This window comes from Methylomonas methanica, assembly GCF_001644035.1.
GTDB lineage: Bacteria > Pseudomonadota > Gammaproteobacteria > Methylococcales > Methylomonadaceae > Methylomonas > Methylomonas methanica_A.
In genome coordinates this window covers 41,286-61,754 of the sequence record NZ_LUUG01000075.1, presented here as the reverse complement: position 1 = coordinate 61,754, position 20,469 = coordinate 41,286, and the positions used below count along the sequence as shown (strand labels likewise).

14 protein-coding genes are annotated in these 20,469 nt (G+C 50.1%); 2 read left to right on the top strand and 12 right to left on the bottom strand.

Features of this window, described 5'->3' with window-relative positions:
• Together A1332_RS12990 and A1332_RS12985 are read right to left on the bottom strand one after the other, a co-directional pair.
• The gene (locus tag A1332_RS12990) at positions 1-1,014 is read right to left on the bottom strand and encodes an ABC transporter permease (protein WP_064008914.1); all 1,014 of its coding nucleotides are present in this window, start codon (positions 1,012-1,014) and stop codon (positions 1-3) included.
• A gap of 91 nt (positions 1,015-1,105) precedes the next feature.
• Entirely contained in the window at positions 1,106-2,500 is a 1,395-nt protein-coding gene (locus tag A1332_RS12985) for a CmpA/NrtA family ABC transporter substrate-binding protein (RefSeq protein ID WP_064008913.1), read from the bottom strand.
• Positions 2,501-3,074: 574 nt separating this feature from the next.
• Between A1332_RS12985 and A1332_RS12975 the strand changes: the two genes are divergently transcribed.
• Complete coding sequence (locus tag A1332_RS12975; RefSeq protein WP_064008911.1) at positions 3,075-3,617, top strand: hypothetical protein; 543 nt, start codon at positions 3,075-3,077, stop codon at positions 3,615-3,617.
• Positions 3,618-3,871: 254 nt separating this feature from the next.
• Here A1332_RS12975 and A1332_RS25325 read toward each other — a convergent pair whose 3' ends face one another.
• The 7 genes from A1332_RS25325 to A1332_RS12945 form a co-directional block, all read right to left on the bottom strand.
• Positions 3,872-4,048: a hypothetical protein gene (locus tag A1332_RS25325; RefSeq protein WP_157204011.1), complete on the bottom strand. Its 177-nt coding sequence runs from the start codon at positions 4,046-4,048 to the stop codon at positions 3,872-3,874.
• 216 nt (positions 4,049-4,264) lie between these two features.
• Positions 4,265-5,245, bottom strand: coding sequence for a response regulator (locus tag A1332_RS12970; protein ID WP_064008910.1), 981 nt, complete (start codon positions 5,243-5,245; stop codon positions 4,265-4,267).
• Positions 5,242-8,940, bottom strand: coding sequence for a PAS domain S-box protein (locus A1332_RS12965; protein WP_064008909.1), 3,699 nt, complete (start codon positions 8,938-8,940; stop codon positions 5,242-5,244). Before A1332_RS12965 ends, A1332_RS12970 begins: the two co-directional genes overlap by 4 nt.
• 443 nt (positions 8,941-9,383) lie before the next feature.
• The gene (locus tag A1332_RS25670) at positions 9,384-10,322 is read right to left on the bottom strand and encodes a peptidoglycan-binding protein (RefSeq protein ID WP_064008908.1); all 939 of its coding nucleotides are present in this window, start codon (positions 10,320-10,322) and stop codon (positions 9,384-9,386) included.
• 24 nt (positions 10,323-10,346) lie between these two features.
• Entirely contained in the window at positions 10,347-11,015 is a 669-nt protein-coding gene (locus tag A1332_RS12955) for a hypothetical protein (RefSeq protein ID WP_064008907.1), read from the bottom strand.
• Positions 11,012-12,358 carry a hypothetical protein gene (locus tag A1332_RS12950; RefSeq protein ID WP_064008906.1) on the bottom strand — a complete coding sequence of 449 codons (1,347 nt, stop codon included), beginning with the start codon at positions 12,356-12,358 and terminating at the stop codon, positions 11,012-11,014. The genes A1332_RS12955 and A1332_RS12950 overlap by 4 nt, the downstream gene beginning before the upstream one ends.
• Positions 12,359-12,507: 149 nt before the next feature.
• Positions 12,508-13,209 (bottom strand): hypothetical protein, encoded by a 702-nt coding sequence (locus A1332_RS12945; RefSeq protein WP_064008905.1) that lies wholly within the window; start codon positions 13,207-13,209, stop codon positions 12,508-12,510.
• Between the two features lie 505 nt (positions 13,210-13,714).
• Here A1332_RS12945 and ftsH point away from each other — a divergent pair.
• Positions 13,715-15,646, top strand: a complete 1,932-nt coding sequence (gene ftsH / locus A1332_RS12940; RefSeq protein WP_064008904.1) for an ATP-dependent zinc metalloprotease FtsH — start codon at positions 13,715-13,717, stop codon at positions 15,644-15,646.
• 200 nt (positions 15,647-15,846) lie between these two features.
• Here the strand turns inward: ftsH and A1332_RS12935 are convergent, their stop codons facing one another.
• The 3 genes from A1332_RS12935 to A1332_RS12925 all read right to left on the bottom strand — a co-directional run bounded on the left by A1332_RS12935 (position 15,847) and on the right by A1332_RS12925 (position 20,352).
• Positions 15,847-17,274, bottom strand: coding sequence for an alkaline phosphatase D family protein (locus A1332_RS12935; RefSeq protein ID WP_064008903.1), 1,428 nt, complete (start codon positions 17,272-17,274; stop codon positions 15,847-15,849).
• A gap of 65 nt (positions 17,275-17,339) precedes the next feature.
• Entirely contained in the window at positions 17,340-18,059 is a 720-nt protein-coding gene (locus A1332_RS12930) for a peptidoglycan-binding protein (RefSeq protein WP_064008902.1), read from the bottom strand.
• 268 nt (positions 18,060-18,327) lie between these two features.
• Complete coding sequence (locus tag A1332_RS12925; RefSeq protein ID WP_082879682.1) at positions 18,328-20,352, bottom strand: patatin-like phospholipase family protein; 2,025 nt, start codon at positions 20,350-20,352, stop codon at positions 18,328-18,330.
• Positions 20,353-20,469: the final 117 nt, after the last annotated feature.

Sequence of the window (20,469 nt, the reverse complement as noted above, 5' to 3'; positions counted from 1 at the left end):
TCAGATTTTTTGGAACGAGAACAGGTTTTGTAAAGAGTGCATTACCCGGTCGAGAATGAAACCGATAATACCGATGGTAAATACCGCCACCATGATTCTGCTCAAAGAGTTGGAACTGCCGTTCTGGAATTCGTCCCAGACGAATTTGCCTAAACCGGGGTTTTGCGCCAGCATCTCGGCGGCAATCAAGACCATCCAACCCACGCCCAAGGATAGGCGCATCCCGGTAAAGATATAAGGCAAAGCGGAGGGCAGAATGATGCGTTTGATTTGCGTGGCCCAATCCAGTCTTAATACTTTGCCGACATTCACCAGATCGCGGTCAATGGAGGACACGCCGACGGCGGTGTTGATCAGCGTTGGCCACAAGGAACATAAGGTCACGGTAATCGCCGAGGTGACGAAGGATTTGGCAAACCAGGAATCGTCGTCGGTAACATACATCGCACTCACCACCAGGGTGACGATGGGCAGCCAGGCCAGCGGCGATACCGGTTTGAAGATTTGGATCAGCGGATTGAACGCTGTATTCAGCACCGGACTCATCCCGCAGACGATGCCCAAAGGCACGGCGATCAGAGTGGCGATGATAAAACCGGCAAACACGGTACTCAGGCTGGTAAAAATTTGGTCCAGATAAGTCGGTTTACCGGTGTAGGGACGCGGCTTGATTTCGGCTTTGGGGTCTTCGGCCAGTTTTTCCTTATTACGCAGTTCCTGACGTTGATAAAACTCGGCCATTTTGGTTTTTTCGGCATAGTGTTCGGTCACCAGGCCGCTCACTTCCGACCAGACCGCGACCGGACCGGGAATGGCGCCCAAGCTGGTATTGATGCGCGCGGCTGTTACACTCCAAAATCCCAGAAATAAGATGAAAGCGATGATGGGGACGCCCATGACCAGCCATAACTGGCGCATTTGTTGGGCAGGATTTTCACCGGCGGCGATTTTCACCAGGGGTACGAACCAGGTCAGGCCGGTGATGTTGAAGAATTTGATCAGTGTATTAGTCATGTCTTTACTCGCTTGTCTTAATGGTGTCGGTAAAAAAGATGCGTCCGTGCATCAACATACGATCCTTGTGTAGAGCACCCACCAGAGTTTCTTAGTCGACAATCTTGCCGCCGGAGACGGTTTGTTTGCCTTTCAAGCCAATCGGAAATTTGGCCAGATAATCGTTAGGTTTGTTGGCGTCGAACGGAATTTTGTCGATGAAAAAGTTTTGCGATGGCTTAATACCGGTATCGGCTGGAAAGTCTTCGGCTTTGGCTTTACCCTCGGCGACCAGTTCTTTCGCGGCAGCCAGATAGATGTCAGGGCGATAAACTTTTTTCGCGGTTTCCAGATACCAGTTGTCGGGTTTGTATTCGTTGATCATGCCCCAGCGGCGCAGCTGCGTTAGGTACCAAACCGCGCTGCTGTAAGAAGGGTAGCTGGCGCCGTGGCGGAAGAAGGTGTTGAAGTCGGGCAAGGCGCGTTTGTCGCCTTTTTCGTATTCAAAAGTACCGTTCATGCTGGCGGCCAACACCTCGACATCTGCACCCACATATTGTTTTTGCGAGAGCATTTCGATGGCTTCTTTACGATTTTTGTTGTTTTCGGCGTCCAACCACATGGCGGCGCGAATCAAGGCTTTGGTTACAGCCAAGTGGGTGTTGGGATACTTATCAGCCCAAGCTTGCGTCACGCCGAACACTTTTTCCGGGGTGTCTTTCCAGAGTTCTTCGTCCGTAATGACCGGCACGCCGATGCCTTTAAAGACGGCTTGTTGGTTCCAAGGCTCGCCCACACAGTAGCCGTAAATAGTGCCGGATTCCAATGTCGCCGGCATTTGCGGTGGCGGGGTTACCGCCAATAAGGCTTCGGCATTGATTTGGCCCGAAGTGTCTTGGGGTGGTGCGTAAAAACCGGGATTAATGCCGCCGGCGGCCAGCCAGTAACGCAGTTTGACGTTGTGGCTGCCGGGTGGAAAAGTCATGGCCATGTTGAACGGCTTGCCTTCCGCTTTAAATTTATCGACTACAGGTTTCAACGCATCCGCTTTAATAGGATGCACGGGTTTGCCGCCTTCCATTGCAATGTTGGCTTTCATTTGTTTCCAGATATCATTGGACACGGTAATTGCGTTGCCGTTGAAACCCATACTGAACGGCACCACGATGTCCGCTTTGGTGCCGTAGCCGGCACTGTAGCCCAAAGGCGCGGAAGCTAACATGTGGGAGCCATCCAGTTCGCCGTTGATCACCCGGTCCATCACTACCTTCCAATTGGCCTGCGCCTCTAATTGGACGAATAAGCCTTCTTCCTCGAAAAAGCCTTTTTCGGCTGCTACCGCCAGCGGTGCCATATCGGTCAGTTTAATAAAACCGAATTTCAAGTCTTCTTTTTCCAGTTTGCCGGCGGCGAAACTGTGGTTGGAAAAGCCCAGTACCGCCAGTGCGACGACCGAGCTTAGCGCGGCGGCTAGTGTCTTTGGGGTGAATATGCTGTTCTGTTTCATGTCGTTTCCTGTCAATTGAGAAAAATTGGCCAAAAAAAAAGGCGTCTATGTCCGACTTGCTTGCAAGCCGGACATAGACGCCTTTGTCTTTAGTGCTCAACAATGAGCGGGGTTTTGGTTTACCACTCCTACACTGGAGTATTGCTTGTTACTTAGCAATGCTGATGCCAGTTTGATAATTTTAGTGGTAGTTATTTATAAAAAACATTTATAAACAGTATGTTATGGCTATTTTGCTTACACCTGTTTTTGGGGTAATTGGCGAGTGCATCTCGGCTAGGAAAAAAAGGATGCACTCTATTGATTCGGAGGTGCTTTTTTTGCACATGCGTGGTGCATGGGGACTGGGGAGTTCTCTCGGCAGTGTGGTGAACGCCGTCGCGGTTGCTGGGAGTGCGCACATAGCCATTTTATGCGGCATAAATGCGCTGAAACATCTCAATATGCCGATTGGCTGCACCATCAAGACAAACTTGTGCAGCCCAAAGTGAATCATTCACGCCCGGTGCGAAACAGAGTAGGATGCAGCGAGTTTTATGTTGACGGGTCAATCGAATTTACGCCGGAGCGGATTATGAAATACATCGTAAAACAAATAGCCGATGATTTTATCTTTGAAGAAATGGAACAGGCCAGGAAGCAGTTTGTCGAGGCGCTGAATTACACCATGGAAAGCGCCACGATCTTCTTCGATAAAAATCCTACCAATCCGCTGGATTTTTTTATTGCCTACGATTTTCAGCAAAAGCATGGCGACCCGGTGGTGTACGGGTTTAATTTGCGAGATGAAATGATCCGGATTTTCAATTTGGACGACAACAAAACCCATTCGTCGCCATTGGCCTTGGCAATCAGCCAGCAGTTGAAAAAACTGGCTGAGGAACTTGAAGAACGTTACGACCCGGAACCGACCAAGACCATCGCCGAAACGCAGGAGAAAAAAGACACGCAATATGCCAGTAGCATCAATCGGTCTTATCGCGATGTGCTCAGAGAAGCCATAGAAAAAGACCGGGCCGAGCAATTGCGGAAAACCGAGGCGGAGGCTTCCGCAACAGACGACGGCTACCAACGCCATACCATTTTATTGGGCAGTAAGAGTGCGGCTAAATCGTAAATCTGGCGACTGTCGGCGGTTAATTTGTTTATTGAGGGCGCTGGGGCAGTTAGGTAGTCACATTCTTCTACGTCGGTTTCAAGACGGAATCAGCCGTTTGAAATGTTTGCCAACATCGCTGCGGATGCGTCTATTGGTGCATCCGCCGAGTTAATGCCCGAACTAAAACGTGTTTAAGCAGTGTTTTGCGTTTTCTCATACCGCTTACGCCATCGTATCCGACAGCAATAGCCTATCGGCTGGTGGTAATGACCTTATACCGCCAACATCCAGCCGTTAGCATAAAAAATCTCAAACTCCCGGAATAGCACAAAGAATCTGCCGAATTTGATTTTGCCCGCCCCGGTTTCATTAAAGTCTGTTACGGTGCCGTCGCCATACCAATTACTGTGGATGACATCGCCGATTTGTATTTTTTCGTAGGTTTTCATGACACACCCCTTGTTATTTAATGACAAAGTTTAAGCAGCATAAAAAGTGCCAAAGCTGTTGAATTAAATTGGGTTTGTCCTATGTGGCCGCTAAGCCTTATGGAATAAGGTGTGAGTGCTTAAAGGCCAATACTGGCAAAAACAGAAAGGCCGAATTCCCAGTTGAATCGTTACGGAGATTCGTCACCAATACGATATTTAGTAAATCCCAGGCGATTATTGGCCCCATGCCGCTTTCAAGCGCAGAATTTCCGGCATTATTTCCATAAACAAGGCCAGCAGGCGCGGATCGAAATGGCTGCCGGCCATGTTTTGCATGGATTTTAAGGTCTCCTCCAGCGGCCACGGTTCTTTGTAGGGACGTTTCGTGGTCAACGCATCGAACACATCGGCAATCGCCACTATTCTGGCCGACTCCGGAATCGCTTCGCCGGCCAAGCCCAAAGGGTAACCGCTGCCATCCCATTTTTCGTGGTGATGACGGGCAATTTCCGCGGCCATTTTAAATACCGGATTGTCGCTTTTATTCAAGATGTCGTAGCCGATTTGCGAATGCGACTGCATGATGGGCCATTCCTCTTCGTTCAAAGCCCGCGCCGCTTTCAGAATGCCGTGCGGAATGCCGATTTTGCCGGTGTCGTGCGTGGGGGAGGCCAATTCCATCATCGCCACTTGCGACGGCGACCAGCCGGCGGCGCGGGCCAGTGCCGCCGAATAAGCGGCCATGCGCCAGATGTGATCGCCGGTGTATGGGTCGTTATAGTGGCCAGCGTCGCCGAGCATTTCGATGGCGGCGCGGGCGAGTTGGTCCAATTCGTCCACCCGTACCAGCGATAGATGAGTTTGCACCCGGCGCAGCACGATGGGGCCGGAGACCGGTTTTTGTATGTAATCGACCGCGCCGACATCGAAACCGCGCGCCTCGTTTTCCATTTCTCCCATCGCGGTGACGAAAATCACCGGGATTTTCGCGGTCAGCGGATCGGCTTTTAAATGCGTACACACTTGGTAGCCATCCATGTTCGGCATCATGATATCCAGCAGAATAATGTCCGGTTGATGTTCTTTGGCGGCCGCCAGGGCTTTTTCGCCGTTAATGGCAAACAGCAGTTGAAAGCGATCTTTGAGGATCTGCTGGAGCACCTTTAAATTATTTGGTTCGTCGTCTACCAGCAGCACTTTATAGCTGTCTTTCATTGGGGCACTTCCTTAAGCGTGATCGCTAATTTATCCAATAAGAGTTTAACTTGGGTTTTCGCGGCGTCGAAATCGAAACTATCGACCTCGAAGCGGACGGCTTTTAGCTCGGTTTCGTCGAGAAACGCGCTGAGCTGCTCTAAAATCGGTTCGACGTGGTCAGGATTCAAGGCGTCCAGCGCGGTGTTCAATTGCTGTAACAGACTGCCGACCTGCTCGGCGTCGAAGGGTATTGCTGCGACAGCTACCGGTTTAGTCGGCAGTTTTAGCCGGCGTATGGCTTGGACGGCGGCGTTTAACGCAGCGTCCAGCGTTTCGATCAGTTGCACAATATTTTGCGGATCGCCGGTTTTGAATTGCGCGTCGATGTCAGTGGCCAGACATGCTATGGTCGAGAGCGCCAGATTACCGGCCACGCCTTTTAAAGCATGGGCGATGCGCCTGACCGCTTCTGGATTTTCCGGATGTTCTTGTAGATTACGCAGCAATTTACGGCCGTCCCCACCGTGTTGTTCGGCAAAGTTTAATAAGGCATCGGCGTAAATCAAGGGGTCCAGCCAGGTTGCCAAGCCTTTTTCGTAATCCGCGACGCCGGCCAAGGGCGTAAAGTCCACGGCAATTTTCGGCGGTTCGGCGATGCTGATGCCGGTATTGGCGATGCCGTGGCCCTTGGGTACCAGTCTTTCCATCTGCGTCAATAAATCGTCGACATCGATGGGTTTGCCGACAATGGTGTCTATGCCGGCGTCCAGCGACTCGCGGCGTTCGTGGCTTAGTACGCTGGCGGTCAAAGCCAGAATCGGGATATGGCCGCCGCCGGGTTTTTCCAGTTCGCGAATTTGCCGGGTAGCGGCGATGCCGTCAAGCACCGGCATTTGCAGGTCCATCAGTATCAGGTCGTAGTCGCCACTGCGAAAGGCATCCACTGCTTCCTGGCCGTTTTTGACCCAGCTGACTTGATGGCCTTGCTGTTCCAGACGCAGGCGCGCCAGCGTGGCATTGGCTTCTATGTCTTCGGCCAGCAATACCTTAAATCGGCGCGGCGAAAAATAGGCCACGGTATGCACGGAGCTAACATCGTACAGGCAGTTTTCCGCGCTGGCCGATTCGGGCATATGCACGGTGAAATGAAACACCGAGCCGACACCCGCCTGGCTTTCCACCCAGATCCGGCCGCCCATCATTTCAACAATTTGTTTGCTGATGGTGGTACCCAGGCCGGTGCCGCCGAAACGGCGGCTGGTGGTGGCGTCGGCTTGCGAGAACGATTCGAAGATGTGTTCGGTTTGTTCCGGGGTCATGCCGATGCCGGTGTCGCTGATGGCAAAATGCAACATCTCGACGCCCTCCGCGCGCGTGATCGTCACACCTATGCTGCCGGTATCGGTGAACTTTACCGAGTTGCCGACCAGATTTAAAATCACTTGCCGCAAGCGGTTCGGGTCGCCGACGAAATGGGTGGGCAAGCCAGCTTCTATCGCCAAATCGATGCGCAAGCCTTTTTCGGCGGCGCGCAAACCCATGATCTGCAATGCCTCTTGCACCGCAAACGGCAGATTGAAACAGACCGATTCCAACTCCACCTTACCGGCTTCGATTTTAGAAAAGTCCAGAATGTCGTTAATCACGCTCAGCAGATGCCGACCGGAACTGAGGATGGTTTTTATATGGCCGCGCGTATCGCCCGCCAGGTTTTGATCTTGCAAGGCAACTTCGGCAAAGCCGATCACCGTGTTCATCGGTGTACGGATTTCGTGGCTCATATTGGCCAGGAAGTTGGCCTTGGCTTTGGCGGCCGCTTCCGCAGCTTCCTTGGCTAGTCTCAGTTCCTGTTCGGCTTGTTTTTGCAGGCTGATGTCGGAAATAAAGCCGACAAACATATGTCGACCCTCCGAGATGATACCGTGGCCCACAGCTAGATTGGCCGGAAAGCGGCTGCCGTCCTTGCGTTGGGCGATAACTTCCCGCTCGATACCGAGAATTTTGGCCTGATTGGTAGCCAGAAAATGCTGGATGTAACTGTCGTGCGCTGAAGCATCCGGCTCCGGCATCAGTAGCGAGACATTTTTGCCGACGATTTCGGCGCTGCTCCAGCCGAATAATTTTTCGGCGGCGGGATTAAACATCCGAATCAGACCGCTGCTGTCGATGGAAATAACGCCGTTTACCGCGGTTTGCACGATGGCTTTGACTTCCGTGGTGGCCATCGCCACCAGTTCTTCCAGATGTTCGCGGTACTTCAGCAACTCGGCTTCCGCCGCTTTGCGTTCGGTGATGTCAGTGATGGAACCGACCATCCGCACCGGCTTGCCGTCGGCATCGCGCAACGCGTCCCCGCGATCCAGCACCCAGCGATAGCTGCCGTCTTTATGCCGCAAACGCAGTTCGGTGGTGTAGCGCTCGTTATGCTCCAGATGTTTGCGAAACGCTTCGCTAGCGCGCGGTTTGTCGTCCGGATGGATTAATTCGAAGAAAATGGATTCCACATTGGGTAATTCACCGTCGGCATAGCCCAGGATTTTGTTCCAGCGCGGCGATAAATAGTATTCGTGATGCACGATATCCCAGTCCCAAATGCCGTCGTTAACGGCACGCTCGGCAAGCATATACCGTTCCTCGCTGATGCGCAGGGCTTGGGTGCGCTCGGCTACTTTGGCTTCCAGATTATGCTGGGCGTCTGCCAGCGCGTCGGTCATGTGATTGAAGGAACTGGCCAATTCGGCGATTTCGTCGAGGCCGCTGACGTCGGCGCGCACCGACAGATCGCCGTCGCGGATGCGTCTGGCGGTGCCGGTCAGGCGCGAAATAGGTCTGACGATACGTCTGGACAAGGTGCTGGCGATGATCGTCGTCAAGACCACAAATACCAGCACGGTAATCAACATCTGTTTTTCCAGCGTCCGAATCGGGGCCAGCGCCTCGGCTTGTTCGATATGCGCCATGATGCAGCCGCCGCCGGTTTCCGGAATATAGCGAAAGCCATGAATGACCGGCCGCTCCCGGTAATCGCTGTCCATCATTTCTGCGTTTTGCCGGGCCAGGCAGCTTTGCATCGGTTGCGCAGAGATCGGATGGCTATTGCCTTGTCGGCTGGCATACCGCGGTATGGTAACGAAAAAACCGGTGGCATCGGCCAGAAACGATTCGCCGGATTTGCCCAGATCGGGATGGGCCGCAAAAATGCTTTGAATCAGGCTAACCGGATAACTCACCAACAATTGCCAAGGCAGTTTGGCATCTTTGGCAAGCACATAATAAAAACGTGGCTGTTCCGGTACAGGTTTGCTGAAATCGGCTAATTGTCCGGGTTGAAAATCTTTTAGATTGGCCAGAGTCACGGGCTGCTCGCCGACGCTGACCGTGCCGGAATTGGCGTCGCGCCGGAAAAAAACCGCACCGGCAGCGCCTTCGGTGAGTAAATAGTCGTTTAAAAAATCTGTGGCGCAAGCGCGGTTTAATTGATCGACAGCCACGCATTTCATTAACACTTCGGCCAGGAAGGCGTGAGCGCGGGTGTCGGCGCGTTCGAGTACCAGTTTAAGTTGTTCGTGGCGGCTTTCCGCCACGCGGCCGACAATCTTATAGCGATCCGTGCGGATATTGTCGATGGCAAACCGATAGGCCATGTAACCGACCGATAAAGTCGGCAACAGGATCAACAGCAACAGCAGGGCAATCAGGCGTTTTTGCAGCATGTTGGGCCTCAAGGTTGGCAAGAAGGTCAGCCGACGTTATGCCACGGATGGTGGCGATGCGGCAATACCTCACGTCAATCGACACCTTCATGCGTTTAAGATTCCTTGGTGCAGGGAATTGTCAAATGGCGGTGGTAGGGAAGTCTGGGAACCGAAGAGCCAATCTTGCGATTAACCCTAAGCTCAAACATCGTTTCCCCAAGGTGGTTGTCGTAAAAGCCAACACAGAACCCTCTACCTTCGGGAGAGGGCAGGGTGAGGGTATGCAGATCAATGCTTTATATCCCCCTCACCCCAACCCTCTCCCGCGAGGAGAGGGAGCTTTTACGACTGCCGATGCAGGTGGGAGACCTGTTGCCTGGATGCGCTCGGTGGTCTACCTGCCTCACTTTCGAGGAAATGACAGCTTCAGGGAGTCTAAGAGTCAGGTGCAGCAGTTAAACTTATTTGCGCAAAGCATTAAAAAAACTACACTCGGGCGCGCCGCCGTTGTTCTCGAAAAACACAAAACAGTCGTTAAACCATTTGACAAAGCGGTCCGCGTGTTCGGCGCTGCCGATCGGATATTGGCGCATTTTCCAGCGGTTGCGGGCCGAGTCGTTACGATAAATGCCGCCGGCGTTGTAAGCGCATGCCACTTTCGGCGGATCGAAATGGGTTTGCTTCCATTGCCCGGCGATGTAGGCGGTGCCGGCCTGTATGGAATTGCTGGGGATTAATAACCAAGCTTTGTCGATGTCGTCTTTATTTAGGGCCGCACGGGCGGTGGAAATTAAAGTTTGCATCAAGCCCGGCGAGATTCTATGGGGCGTGCGCACTTCGTCGATAAATCCGGGTTCTTCGCGTACTGCGTTTTGATTGCCGGACGACTCCGTACAGATGGTGGCGATGATGAGTTCGACCGGCACTTTCAGCTCTGTGGACCAATGCGTCAACGGGCTGTTGTACTGACTCCAGATTTTGGCGACTGTTTTCGGCTCGCCGCCGCTACCTATCGGCGCAGCGTCGTTACCTATCAGTAAGCCGTTTGCGCTTAATTGCCAGGAGACGCTGTCTTGATAGGCATGCCTGGCTTTTAATTCGTCGAGTAAATCTTGACCGATGACGGTGCTGCCGGCGTCGTTGGCGGCCGGGCGTTGTGTGTTCGGGAAGCTGTCGTCCTGGAACAAACTACTCCAGGTTAACGGGCCGACGATACCGTCGCTGTCCAAACCGCGACTGGCTTGAAACGTCACGACCGCTGCGGAGGTTTTCGCACCGAATAGCCCGTCGGGCTGACCGACACCGTTGATTTGCAAGCTTTTTAACCGCGTTTGTACTTCAAGAACATCGCGGCCGCGCAGCATAGGCAGTTGAAATTTAAGGGGGCGACTAAAGGCCATGACCTGCTCCTATCTGTTAAAGGCTTATGGGCAGCCGGGAATTGACGCTTTGATCCCGGCGATGTCGTTTAACAAGCGCCGATGATGGTCGGCGTAGCGGCTTTGGGCGGCCTGTGCGGCGGCTTGACTCTCGTTTTGTTGCAATTGTTTCAGCGCTTGGCAACTGCCGGTATCATTGATTTGGAAACGAATCGCAGCCAGTTCGGCGTTATGTAGAAAAAAGGTGGCGGCCGGTTTTAAGGCGCCTGGGGCTTGCAGAAATTCGCGGGCACAAGCGTGCAGCTTTTGATTGTAAGGCGTGGCGGCGGCTGTGCTGGTTTGTTCGCTACGCAGTAAGCGCAATGACTCGCACCAGTTTTCGAAATACTGGGCGCGTTTGCCGACTACGGCCTCGGCGTTGGCCCAGTCGGTTGTCAGATGAATCCCTTGTTCGAGTTGCTCGGCGGCGCACTGATAGTTTTTGACGCTGTCGGTGTTTTGTTTGGCCAGCCGGTAACAGGCATCGCCTTTTAACAAATGTAGCTGGTTACAGGCTGCGTCGTCGGCTTTGCAATCAACTTCCGCCGCGGCGATTTCCTGCCAATTGTTGGCAGCGGCGGCTTCCTTGAAGTTTTTCAATTGCCGGGTGGCGCAGCCGGAGACTAGCAAACCCATCACTAAAAAACGTATGACTATTTTCAGATTCGGCCTCATGACGCTGGGCCCTCCAGAATTTTGTTGATCATGCCGGCGACCGGTTTGTCTTCGGCTTGCAGCTTTTCAGTCACCACGATCAAACTATCCAGGTCTTTTAATGCATCCGGGTTTTGGTGCAATTTATCGACGGCTTGCAACACCGACTCGTAACCGCCAGTGTTACCGAACATGGCCGGGTCTCGGGCCAGGATCAAGGATTTCAATTCGCGGTCGGCGGCGGCGCGATGGAATTCGTCCAGGCCTTCTTCAAATTGCGCTAAGGTTTTAAAGCCGCCCTGTTCGGCATATTTTTCGAATAATTCCGCCGAATCGGCGTTGCCTATGAAGTCGTTAACCGCGTCTTTCAGAAACTTGGGGTTTTCCATTTGCGCCTGGAAAGCGTCACGAAATAACGGACTTTGCCGCAGCAACATGAAGCCGGTGTTATCGTCGACCGGTTCCAGCGTCAAACCGGCCGCCGGCGAGAAGGGCATGTGCAAAATCCGGGCTTTCCATTTTTGATAATAAATACCGGTCAGTTTGACGGTGCCTGCCACCACGGCCGCGATCAAGGCCGCCGGGGGCATGAAAGTACCCAGCGTAGCGCCGAAGGTTTTTACGGCGCTGCCGACTATGTCTGTCAACGGGCCGTCCTGATCCAGCGTGTTTTGCGTGTCGGTGACCGCGTGCAGGGCATCTTCGATTTTGCCTTCACCCATCAGGCCTTTGGCGACATTCACGCCTTTTTCGACTTTATTCGCCAGATCGACATATTTGCCGCCAATGTCTTTGGGCAGTAGACCGGCCACGGTGCGGGCCATGTCGATGCCGGTGCTGACGGTTTCCAGGATGGAACCGGTTTTGGATTGTTGTTGCTGGCTGACGGCTTCGTCGCGTTGCGTGGTTGCCTCATGGGCTTGCTGCAATGCGGCACTTTCGGAATCGCGATTTTGCCCGCGGGCGCCGAAATAAAAACCGATGATGGTGCCGAGGATACCGCCCAATACGTCCGGAAACTGGTTGTTGGGTAAGGCCAAAAATAGCATCGAAGCGGTGACGATCAACATCGCAATCACACCGCGTATCGTCCCTTCCGGCAGACCGGCCGGGCTTTGAAAGAACAGCGCCAGTTGTTTTTCGCGGGTGCAGGTTTCCAGAAAGGTTTTTTGCAGATGCCGCAAATACAGTAAAAACGCCAGCACAACCACCGCCAGGATGCCCAGCGTTATCAAAAAGTGAATGGATAAGGCGATGGGTTTGTCCTCGCCGTTAACGGCCGCGGTTTGCGCGGCAACGGTGAGTGGGAGCAGGCTCAGCCCGGCGCAACCCAGGGCTTTAAGTCGATATGTGGGTTTATGCATAAGTCCGCCTTTTTGGTAACGATCTGGTTGATCGATTAAGGTCTCTAGTTAGGCTTGCCGGGCGGATAATATACCCGCTCTATCTGCCGGTCTAGTATTCGTTCTCTGCGACTCTGGAACGGTTTTTCGATTTGCCAATTACGGTTTTCTTATTCTACTGCCTCGGTCTCGCATGACTGCTGTACCGGTTTGTTGATACGAATCATAGGCGAAGTCCATATCGGATGTCGGCGTTCCTGGCGGAAATAGGTTTCGTAAAGCGCTTGATAAACCATTTCGGATGCGGCCCACCGTTCCTTGCAAAAACTGGCTAGCATTAATCCTGAAACACCGCCGCAGACCAACCCCAGTAACATCAACTTTTCAATAAACAATACCAACGTAAAGATCGCCAATATCAAGGTCAAGCTTCGCGCCAGTTTGGATTGAATTTGCAGGGCTTCCACCTTGGCGACCACCGGATTATCGTTGTCCCGGAGCCTATCCAAGGCTTCGTGATATTTACTCAGCAAGGGGTCGTTGGTGGATAAAGCCAGATTTTGCGCGCGCCGGTACCAACTATCCGACTTCAGGCGTTTGCGGTCTCGATATAAATAATCGTAAGTGGTATTGAGTAAGTCGTGCGACAGGCGCTTGACGACGAGGGAGACTGCCAGCGTCAGTACCAGAAAAATCAGCGCGCCGGCTGTGCTGGCGGCGAAAGGGTCGGGTAGACGAAGAAGGGCAGGATGAATTTGCTCTCGATAATTAAAAAACACTGCTACCAAAGCAGCGGATGGCAGAGCGATGCCGACTTGCTCGACCGGGTCTGTGAATAACTTGCCGATCAGTTCACTAAGCGGGTTTGACATTTTGTCCCTCCTTCTAAGTTGGGAAAAATGAGTTGCGGGACGCCGTGCGCCCGGGTTGCTTTGACCGTTGGTCATTAAATAGCAAACGCGACGAAACAGCAACTCAATTGATAAGGTGATTGTGCCGAAATTAGGTTGTGTAGAGATGTACGAAAATACCAAAGATTTGGATGCATTTTTCACTTTCCGATCAGTAAAAAATAATTGGATTTAGTAGGCCTGACCTTAAATTCATTTTGGGAATGCTTCATTATCACCGCGACTCAAATTTTCGTCGCTCCCGCGAAAGCGGGAGCCCAGGGAGAGTTAAAAAACTAGATTTCCGCATACCCAGGAATGACGAGTTTTAAAAACGATTCCGGCTGGATACATTTGATTACCCGATAAAATCAGGTAAAACTGGAGTACAGTAAACGAACAAAGGAGCCTCAAAAACGCGTTATGCCCACCCTTGGTGGAAATGGTTTTTGGGGTTACCTCGATAACTACAAACGGGGAATGCGTCATGATAGACAAGCAAAAATTAACCGAGCTTTATCAGGCTTTTGTCAAATGGTTATGCGTGGTTTGGGCCTGGCTAAAATCTACCTGGCAAGCGCAATCCAAACCTAAACCGGGTGCCGACCAGCCCGACAGCAGCGAGCCCAAGCGTTCGCCGATATGGCTATATGTGCTGTTAGGGATTTTCGTACTGTCGCTATTCGCCGGCGGCGAGCGCATCCAGGGCCAGGAAATTCCCTACAGCCAATTTCTAACGCTGGTTAATGACAACCAAGTCGAAAACGCCGTCGTCACTCAGCGTTTCATCAACGGTACATTAAAAGAAGAAGACAAAAAAATCGGCAAGCACTTCTTCACCGTGCCCCTGTGGGACGAGTCGCTGGTTAAAAACCTGCAAGAGCATCAAGTCGAATACGTAGTCAGAAGCGGTGACAACTGGTTAAGCAATTTACTGTTTAACTGGGTGATTCCCGTCGCGATCTTTGCCGGGCTGTGGATGTGGTTGCTGCCAAAAATGACCGGCGGCGCAGGGCGCGGCTTTTTGAATTTGGGTAATAAAATTCGTATTCAGCAGGAAACCTCTAAAACCACCTTCGACGACGTCGCCGGCGCGGAAAGCGCGAAGCAGGAATTGAAGGAAACCATCGAGTTTTTAAAATCCCCGGAAAAACTGCAAAAACTGGGCGGGCGGATGCCGAAAGGGGTATTGCTGGTCGGCTCCCCAGGTACCGGCAAAACCCTATTGGCCCGCGCGGTGTCCGGCGAAGCCGGAGTGCCGTTTTTTAACATCAGCGCCTCGGAATTTATCGAAATGTTCGTCGGTATCGGCGCGGCGCGGGTGCGGGATTTGTTCGAACAGGCCCGGCAAAAAGCCCCTTGCATTATCTTCATCGACGAACTGGACGCGATTGGCCGCTCGCGCGGCGGCCCGGCAATGCTGGGTGGCAACGACGAACGCGAACAAACCTTGAATCAATTGCTGACCGAAATGGACGGTTTCGACGCTACCTCCGGAGTGGTGGTAATGGCGGCTACCAACAGACCGGAAATACTGGATAAAGCGTTGCTGCGTGCCGGCCGCTTCGACAGGCAAATTGTGGTCGATAAACCCGACCTGATCGACCGCGTGGCTATCCTGAAATTGCACAGCAAAGCCATGCAACTGGACAAAGACATCGACTTGAACACCGTCGCCAAGCGCACGCCCGGTTTCGTCGGCGCCGATCTATCCAACATTGCCAACGAAGCGGCGATTATGGCGGCGCGCAGTGGCCGCGACACTGTCAACATGGCCGATTTCGAAGCCGCCATCGATAGAGTGATGGCCGGTCCGGAAAAGAAAAACCGCATCCTCGGTCCGGACGAAAAACGCCGCGTGGCCTACCACGAAGCCGGTCACGCACTGGTTGCGGAAAACGTCCCCACCGGCCAGCCGGTGCATAAAATCTCCATCATCCCGCGCGGCGTCTCGGCGCTCGGATTTACCTTGCAATTGCCCGTCGAAGAAAAATATCTGTCCACTGAAAACGAGCTGAAAGACCAGTTGGCTATCCTGCTCGGCGGTCGCGTCGCCGAACAACTGGCCCTGCAAAGCATCTCCACCGGCGCCCAAAACGACCTGGAAAAAGCCAGCGAAATTGCCCGCAACATGGTTTGCTTCTTGGGCATGAGTAAAAAACTGGGGCCACAAATCTACGGCCAACGCCAGCAACTGCAATTCCTGCCCGGCGATATGTCCGAACAACGCAACTACAGCGAAGAAACCGCGCGTGTTGTCGATGCCGAAATCAAGGCCTTAATCGAAGAAGCCGAACGCCGGGCGCAAAAGATATTAAGCGAGAAGCGCGGTTATTTGGATAAGTTGGCGGAGTTGCTGCAGGAGAAAGAAGTGATTCAGCGGGAGGAGATGGTGGCGTTGATTGGTGGTGGGAAATAAATCGCCGCCCCTTGGAACATCCCGTCATTCCCGCGAAAGCGGGAATCCGGAAATTCTGTAAATGCTCAACCGTAACAAATAAAGCTCCCTCTCCTGCTGGAGAGGGTTGGGGTGAGGTGAGGAGAATTAAATGAGGACGAAGGAATGGTTTCCAACAAAGCAAGCATATTGCTCTGAAAGCGGACGCGTTTAGGCAAGCCCTAAAACAAAAACGGTTCGGAATATTCACGAAACTTCTTACCTTTACGGTCAAAAATCTCCGCGCTACACCAAGGCTTGCCCTTGCCAATATCCACCGACACTCGGGTGAAGCTCTCATCGCCGATAAAGCCTTCACCCTCGTAGCGATATTCAATCCGGTCGCGCAACCTGCGGCTACCGTCCGACCACTGCATAAATTCCAGCGTCCTGCCGCCGTAAAAATCGCTTTTGCTTTCGTGCGGGTAGGGCCAATAAAACGGCGATGATACCAACGAAGTCAACAGAAATTGCTGATCCTGGTAGCAGCGCATCCGCGCGAAACTGGAGTTATGCACGTCGCCGGACAAAAACACCACGTCGCTAATGCCTTCCACGCGAATGAATTCCAGGATCATACTGCGTTCGTCGTCAAAGCCGGCCCATTTGTCCTCGTTGCCTTTGGTCGGCTTCGGGTCTGGGAAGAAGGGCACGCTGGATACCACAAATTTCACCGGCGCATTGCGGTTTTCATGTAGCCACTCCAAAAATGCGTTGAACTGCTCGCGGCCGAGCATGGTTTTACCTTCGATGCTAGTCGCTACGCTAATCCTTAACGTGCGGGTATCCATTACAAAAAACGGAAACGGCCCTTTGTTGAAGGTATACCAAAACTGGCCATTGGGCGTGTCAGGATTATGCAGGTGTTGATAAGACGCATAGGCCCGCATTCGCGTCGCGAAAAAACCGCTGTTTTCATCGCGCATCTGGTTTTTCGACCAGTCGTTGCGAATTTCATGATCGTCCAGAATCATGTAAGTAGGCACGCGACTCATCAACTCACGGATATAGGCTAATTTAAATGACTTACGGTAAATCTCGCACAACTCGTCGAAGTTGGAATACTCGTGCAATTTGTTTAATGGATCGGCATATACCTGATCACCAACCGCTAAAAAGAAATCCAGCGGATTTTGTTGGTGCTGGTTGAAAATGGAGCGGAACGTCTTGTCGCCTTTTTCCGCATCATTCAAAACGAAATTGTCCCAATACAAATATCGGCAAGAGCCGAACACAAAATTCAGCGTGGTATCGTTACTGGTCCTGTGGGTTTTAAAAGTCGTGCCGACTTTTTGTCCGCTATTTACGACCGGTCCCTGCACCAAAACATCGGTAGCCGGCGCCTGCGCATCTTGTTTATAAACCAGCCCGCATTCCAGCCGATAAGCCGTATTGGCTTTTAAACCATCGAAACTCACCACCCCGGTAAAATCGTAATAGTCCTTTAAAAAGCAATATTTCGACGCGACCAATATGGCGCCGTCGTATAAATCGAAAGCGCCATAACAAAACTCGCGAGTGGCATGATTAGGGCCTTTCGCGCCGCGTATCCAGATCTTGACAGAAGTGTCGGTGGTGTGGCCGATGATGGGGCCTAGGGTGATGGTCATTGTTTAATCTCCATACAGACAAACGATAAATGAGAGATCAGTAGATGCAGGTTTTCTTGCCACAATTATATTTTGACAAAGTCCATTTTCTTGATTCCCCTGGTACGAGCACACACTTCAAAACCTTCTCGGCTACCTTGGTCGTTGGTATTCCCCTCAATGGTTCTAATAACGTCACCAATAACTTCGGTAACTATGCCAGTATGTGTCCAGTCGGTATCGGTTCGGCGCACCAGAAAAAAACTACCTGGACTAGCATCAGAATCACTGACGAAAACACCTTTTTCCTTGGCGAAAGCAGCGAGCGAGTCGCACGAAAAAGTAGTTTTGAACGGTAACGGTCTATTCAGAGTGTCGCAGGCCTGTTTCAAACAAAAACACGTAAAACCCGCGCACCAAGCCCATTCTTCACCTTCATTACCATTCATATACAACCGTACCCAGGGGCCGCTATTTTGTCCGCCGACTTCCAGAGGATGCTGGGCCAGATGCTGCCTAGCATAAGCTACTACAAGTTCACCCAAAGACTTACCATTCGCTGGTATTGGGGCTAACGCTTTGGTAATCGGCGAAATTAGCGCGTCAAAAGTAATCTGATCAACTATCCCGTTAACCGGTAGACTGTTTTTGGCTTGAAAATCGCGAACAGCAGTATCAGTTGCTGAGCCAAAGTTGTTGTCGATTGCTATTTTTTCATCGTGTAAATAAAGCCATTCTTGTATAAGTTTGACTTGGCCTTTTTTATCGCCTTTTTGCAGAGGCTTGGTTAGTTTTAAATCGCTCATAGGTGTTCTCCAACTATTACTTAAATTCAGAATGACTTTGGTAAATATATATAATATTAATTTTTGGTATAAGTTGAATTTCGTAAGTATAAGCTTTATCGGCTCTGTTAACTCATCAACGCATTTTATATCTACTGGCTTACTTTTTTAATCAGGGCCGTAGTGCGGATACTGATATGCGATCTACCAATTCGCGGCGACAAATATTTCACCAGAATAGCTGACGCGTTTCGTCTTGCGGGTTATTTGGGCAAGTGGGGTGAGAGTACTAAAACAAAACATTAAACAAAGCATCATCCAAGCGACTTATCTCTTTTTTCTCACCAATAGAATTCTGGGAGTCACACCATCCATGTTTTTGATCAGCGGTAATTATTTTAGATGCCGCACGAGCTAGTTCAATACTATCATCTTCACTGATTTGATAATTTGTGGGAATGTTTTTTAATCTCTCATAAATGTTGCTTTTATCTTCAATTGAATAGCTGTCAAATGCTGATAGTTGCTGAAGACTTATTGGAAAATAATAAACGTCAATATCGGATTCTTTGCTTTTGTGGTTGCATGTTCTATTATTTGAATCATACCTAACAATATCTTCTTTAATATTATTAAGCGCAATTTCTTCGGCTCTACGTTTATTTTTAAAATGAATAAAATTTAATGCATCAACTCCAAGTGCATGTACTCTTATAGGTAGGCCAAGATCGACAGGGACTTTTTGTGTCCAACTTTCTGGAGCAGCTTCTCGATAAGGATAAAAATTGTCGTAGCCATCGGCGTCAGCATTTATAGATAACAATGCCAATTTCTTGACGGCGCATGTATTGTTAGTCTTTGCTATCCGGATGTAATCTATTAGATCAACTAATGAGCTTAGCCCTGAATTGTCATATTCGCCTCCGTCAGACACACGCAGTCTATCCGCGGTTGGAAAAATATCTTTATGCACTGGTTCGTATCCAAACTTTATCAATTCCACCGGCTCTATTCCTAGAGGGAAAGCGGCGCTAGCCATTGCTGCAACAGCTGATGGCATACTAGCTGGAGAACTATTAATATCTTCTAAAGTTGCTGCCCGGAGGGGCCTTGCAATTACCTCTTGAGGGTCTCTATTAAAATTGTAAAGATCCAGTCGAGCAGTTTGATTAAATTTTTGGGGAAAAGGGATATGAATATATCGTTGTGTAAAAACAAATGGAGCTCCGGAGCTTAAGTCAGTGGCATTAAATAAAAAAATTGGTCTACTAGTTATATCAGATAGTTTATTTATGCCGAATGTAATACCGAGAGATCTATAGGTTAGGTACTTCAAAAATTTATCAAATTCTATTTTTGAATCTGGATTATAAAAGAAGTCGCCTTTGTTAGTTTCATAACTCAGAAGTTCGATTTCCTTCTGACCGGTAATGATGTCGGCTGAAAATGATAAAACGTGAGCATAGTTATAGTTAGTTAAAAATGTGAGGGCGGGACCGATAAAAAAATTTCCTGGGCTTAAATACCAAGCTAGAGCTGCTGTGCCATGGTTTTTTATATTTTCTAAGCTGTATGTTGATGCAGAGTCAATGTTTTGAAAAAAATTCCTTTTGTAATCGAGTAGGATTTTTTCATATTTAACTAATTCCTGGTCTTTGTATTCAGGGTCGTTTTTTCTTTCTTTTAATTGTTCAAGGACTTTTTCAAGAAGAGTTTTAATTCTTCCAACTTGATAAGCGTATATAGAGCCCCCACTTACTGTTGAAAAAACTGAGATTTGATCTACAAAATCAAGGTCGCCATTATGGTTTTTATCTATTATTCTATTTTGATTATATTTTTCTTCTAAGAGAGCTAAAGCATGAGAGGCAAGTACTGCTGCACGAGCACCGCCACCAGATAAAGCAACCATTAAAGTTGACTCTCTGGTGCATAGCCCATCTAAATTTTCAAAAGAATTATTTGATATATTTATGTTGTTAGTTACTTTCTCTGTATTGTTAAAATTATTGAATCGTTCATCGTATATTGAACTAGGTTTATCATTAATTGAATTTTCCCATATTTTTTGTCTACTCAAACCAGATTTTTGTGAATATTTCAAATGATTAGAAGCATTCTCTAATAATTGCCTATCTGTCTTCGGGATTTCTGAGTTGCCCATAATTCTCATTGAATCTATTGTGATTGGTGAGCGTATATTAGATAGACCAAGTGCAAAAAATGAAAGAGCTTTGCTGGTTGTTGTACAGCCAGTAACAAATATCAAAGTAATAAAAACGCTGCATAAAAAATAAGTTATTCTCTTATTCATAAAATCAACCTAAACTTATTAGAAAAAATATCCGGTATAATGATTTAGTTCAAGCTGGCAAAGACTAAATTAGGTGATTATTGATAATAAAAATTTTAGAGGTTATTGCTAAAAATT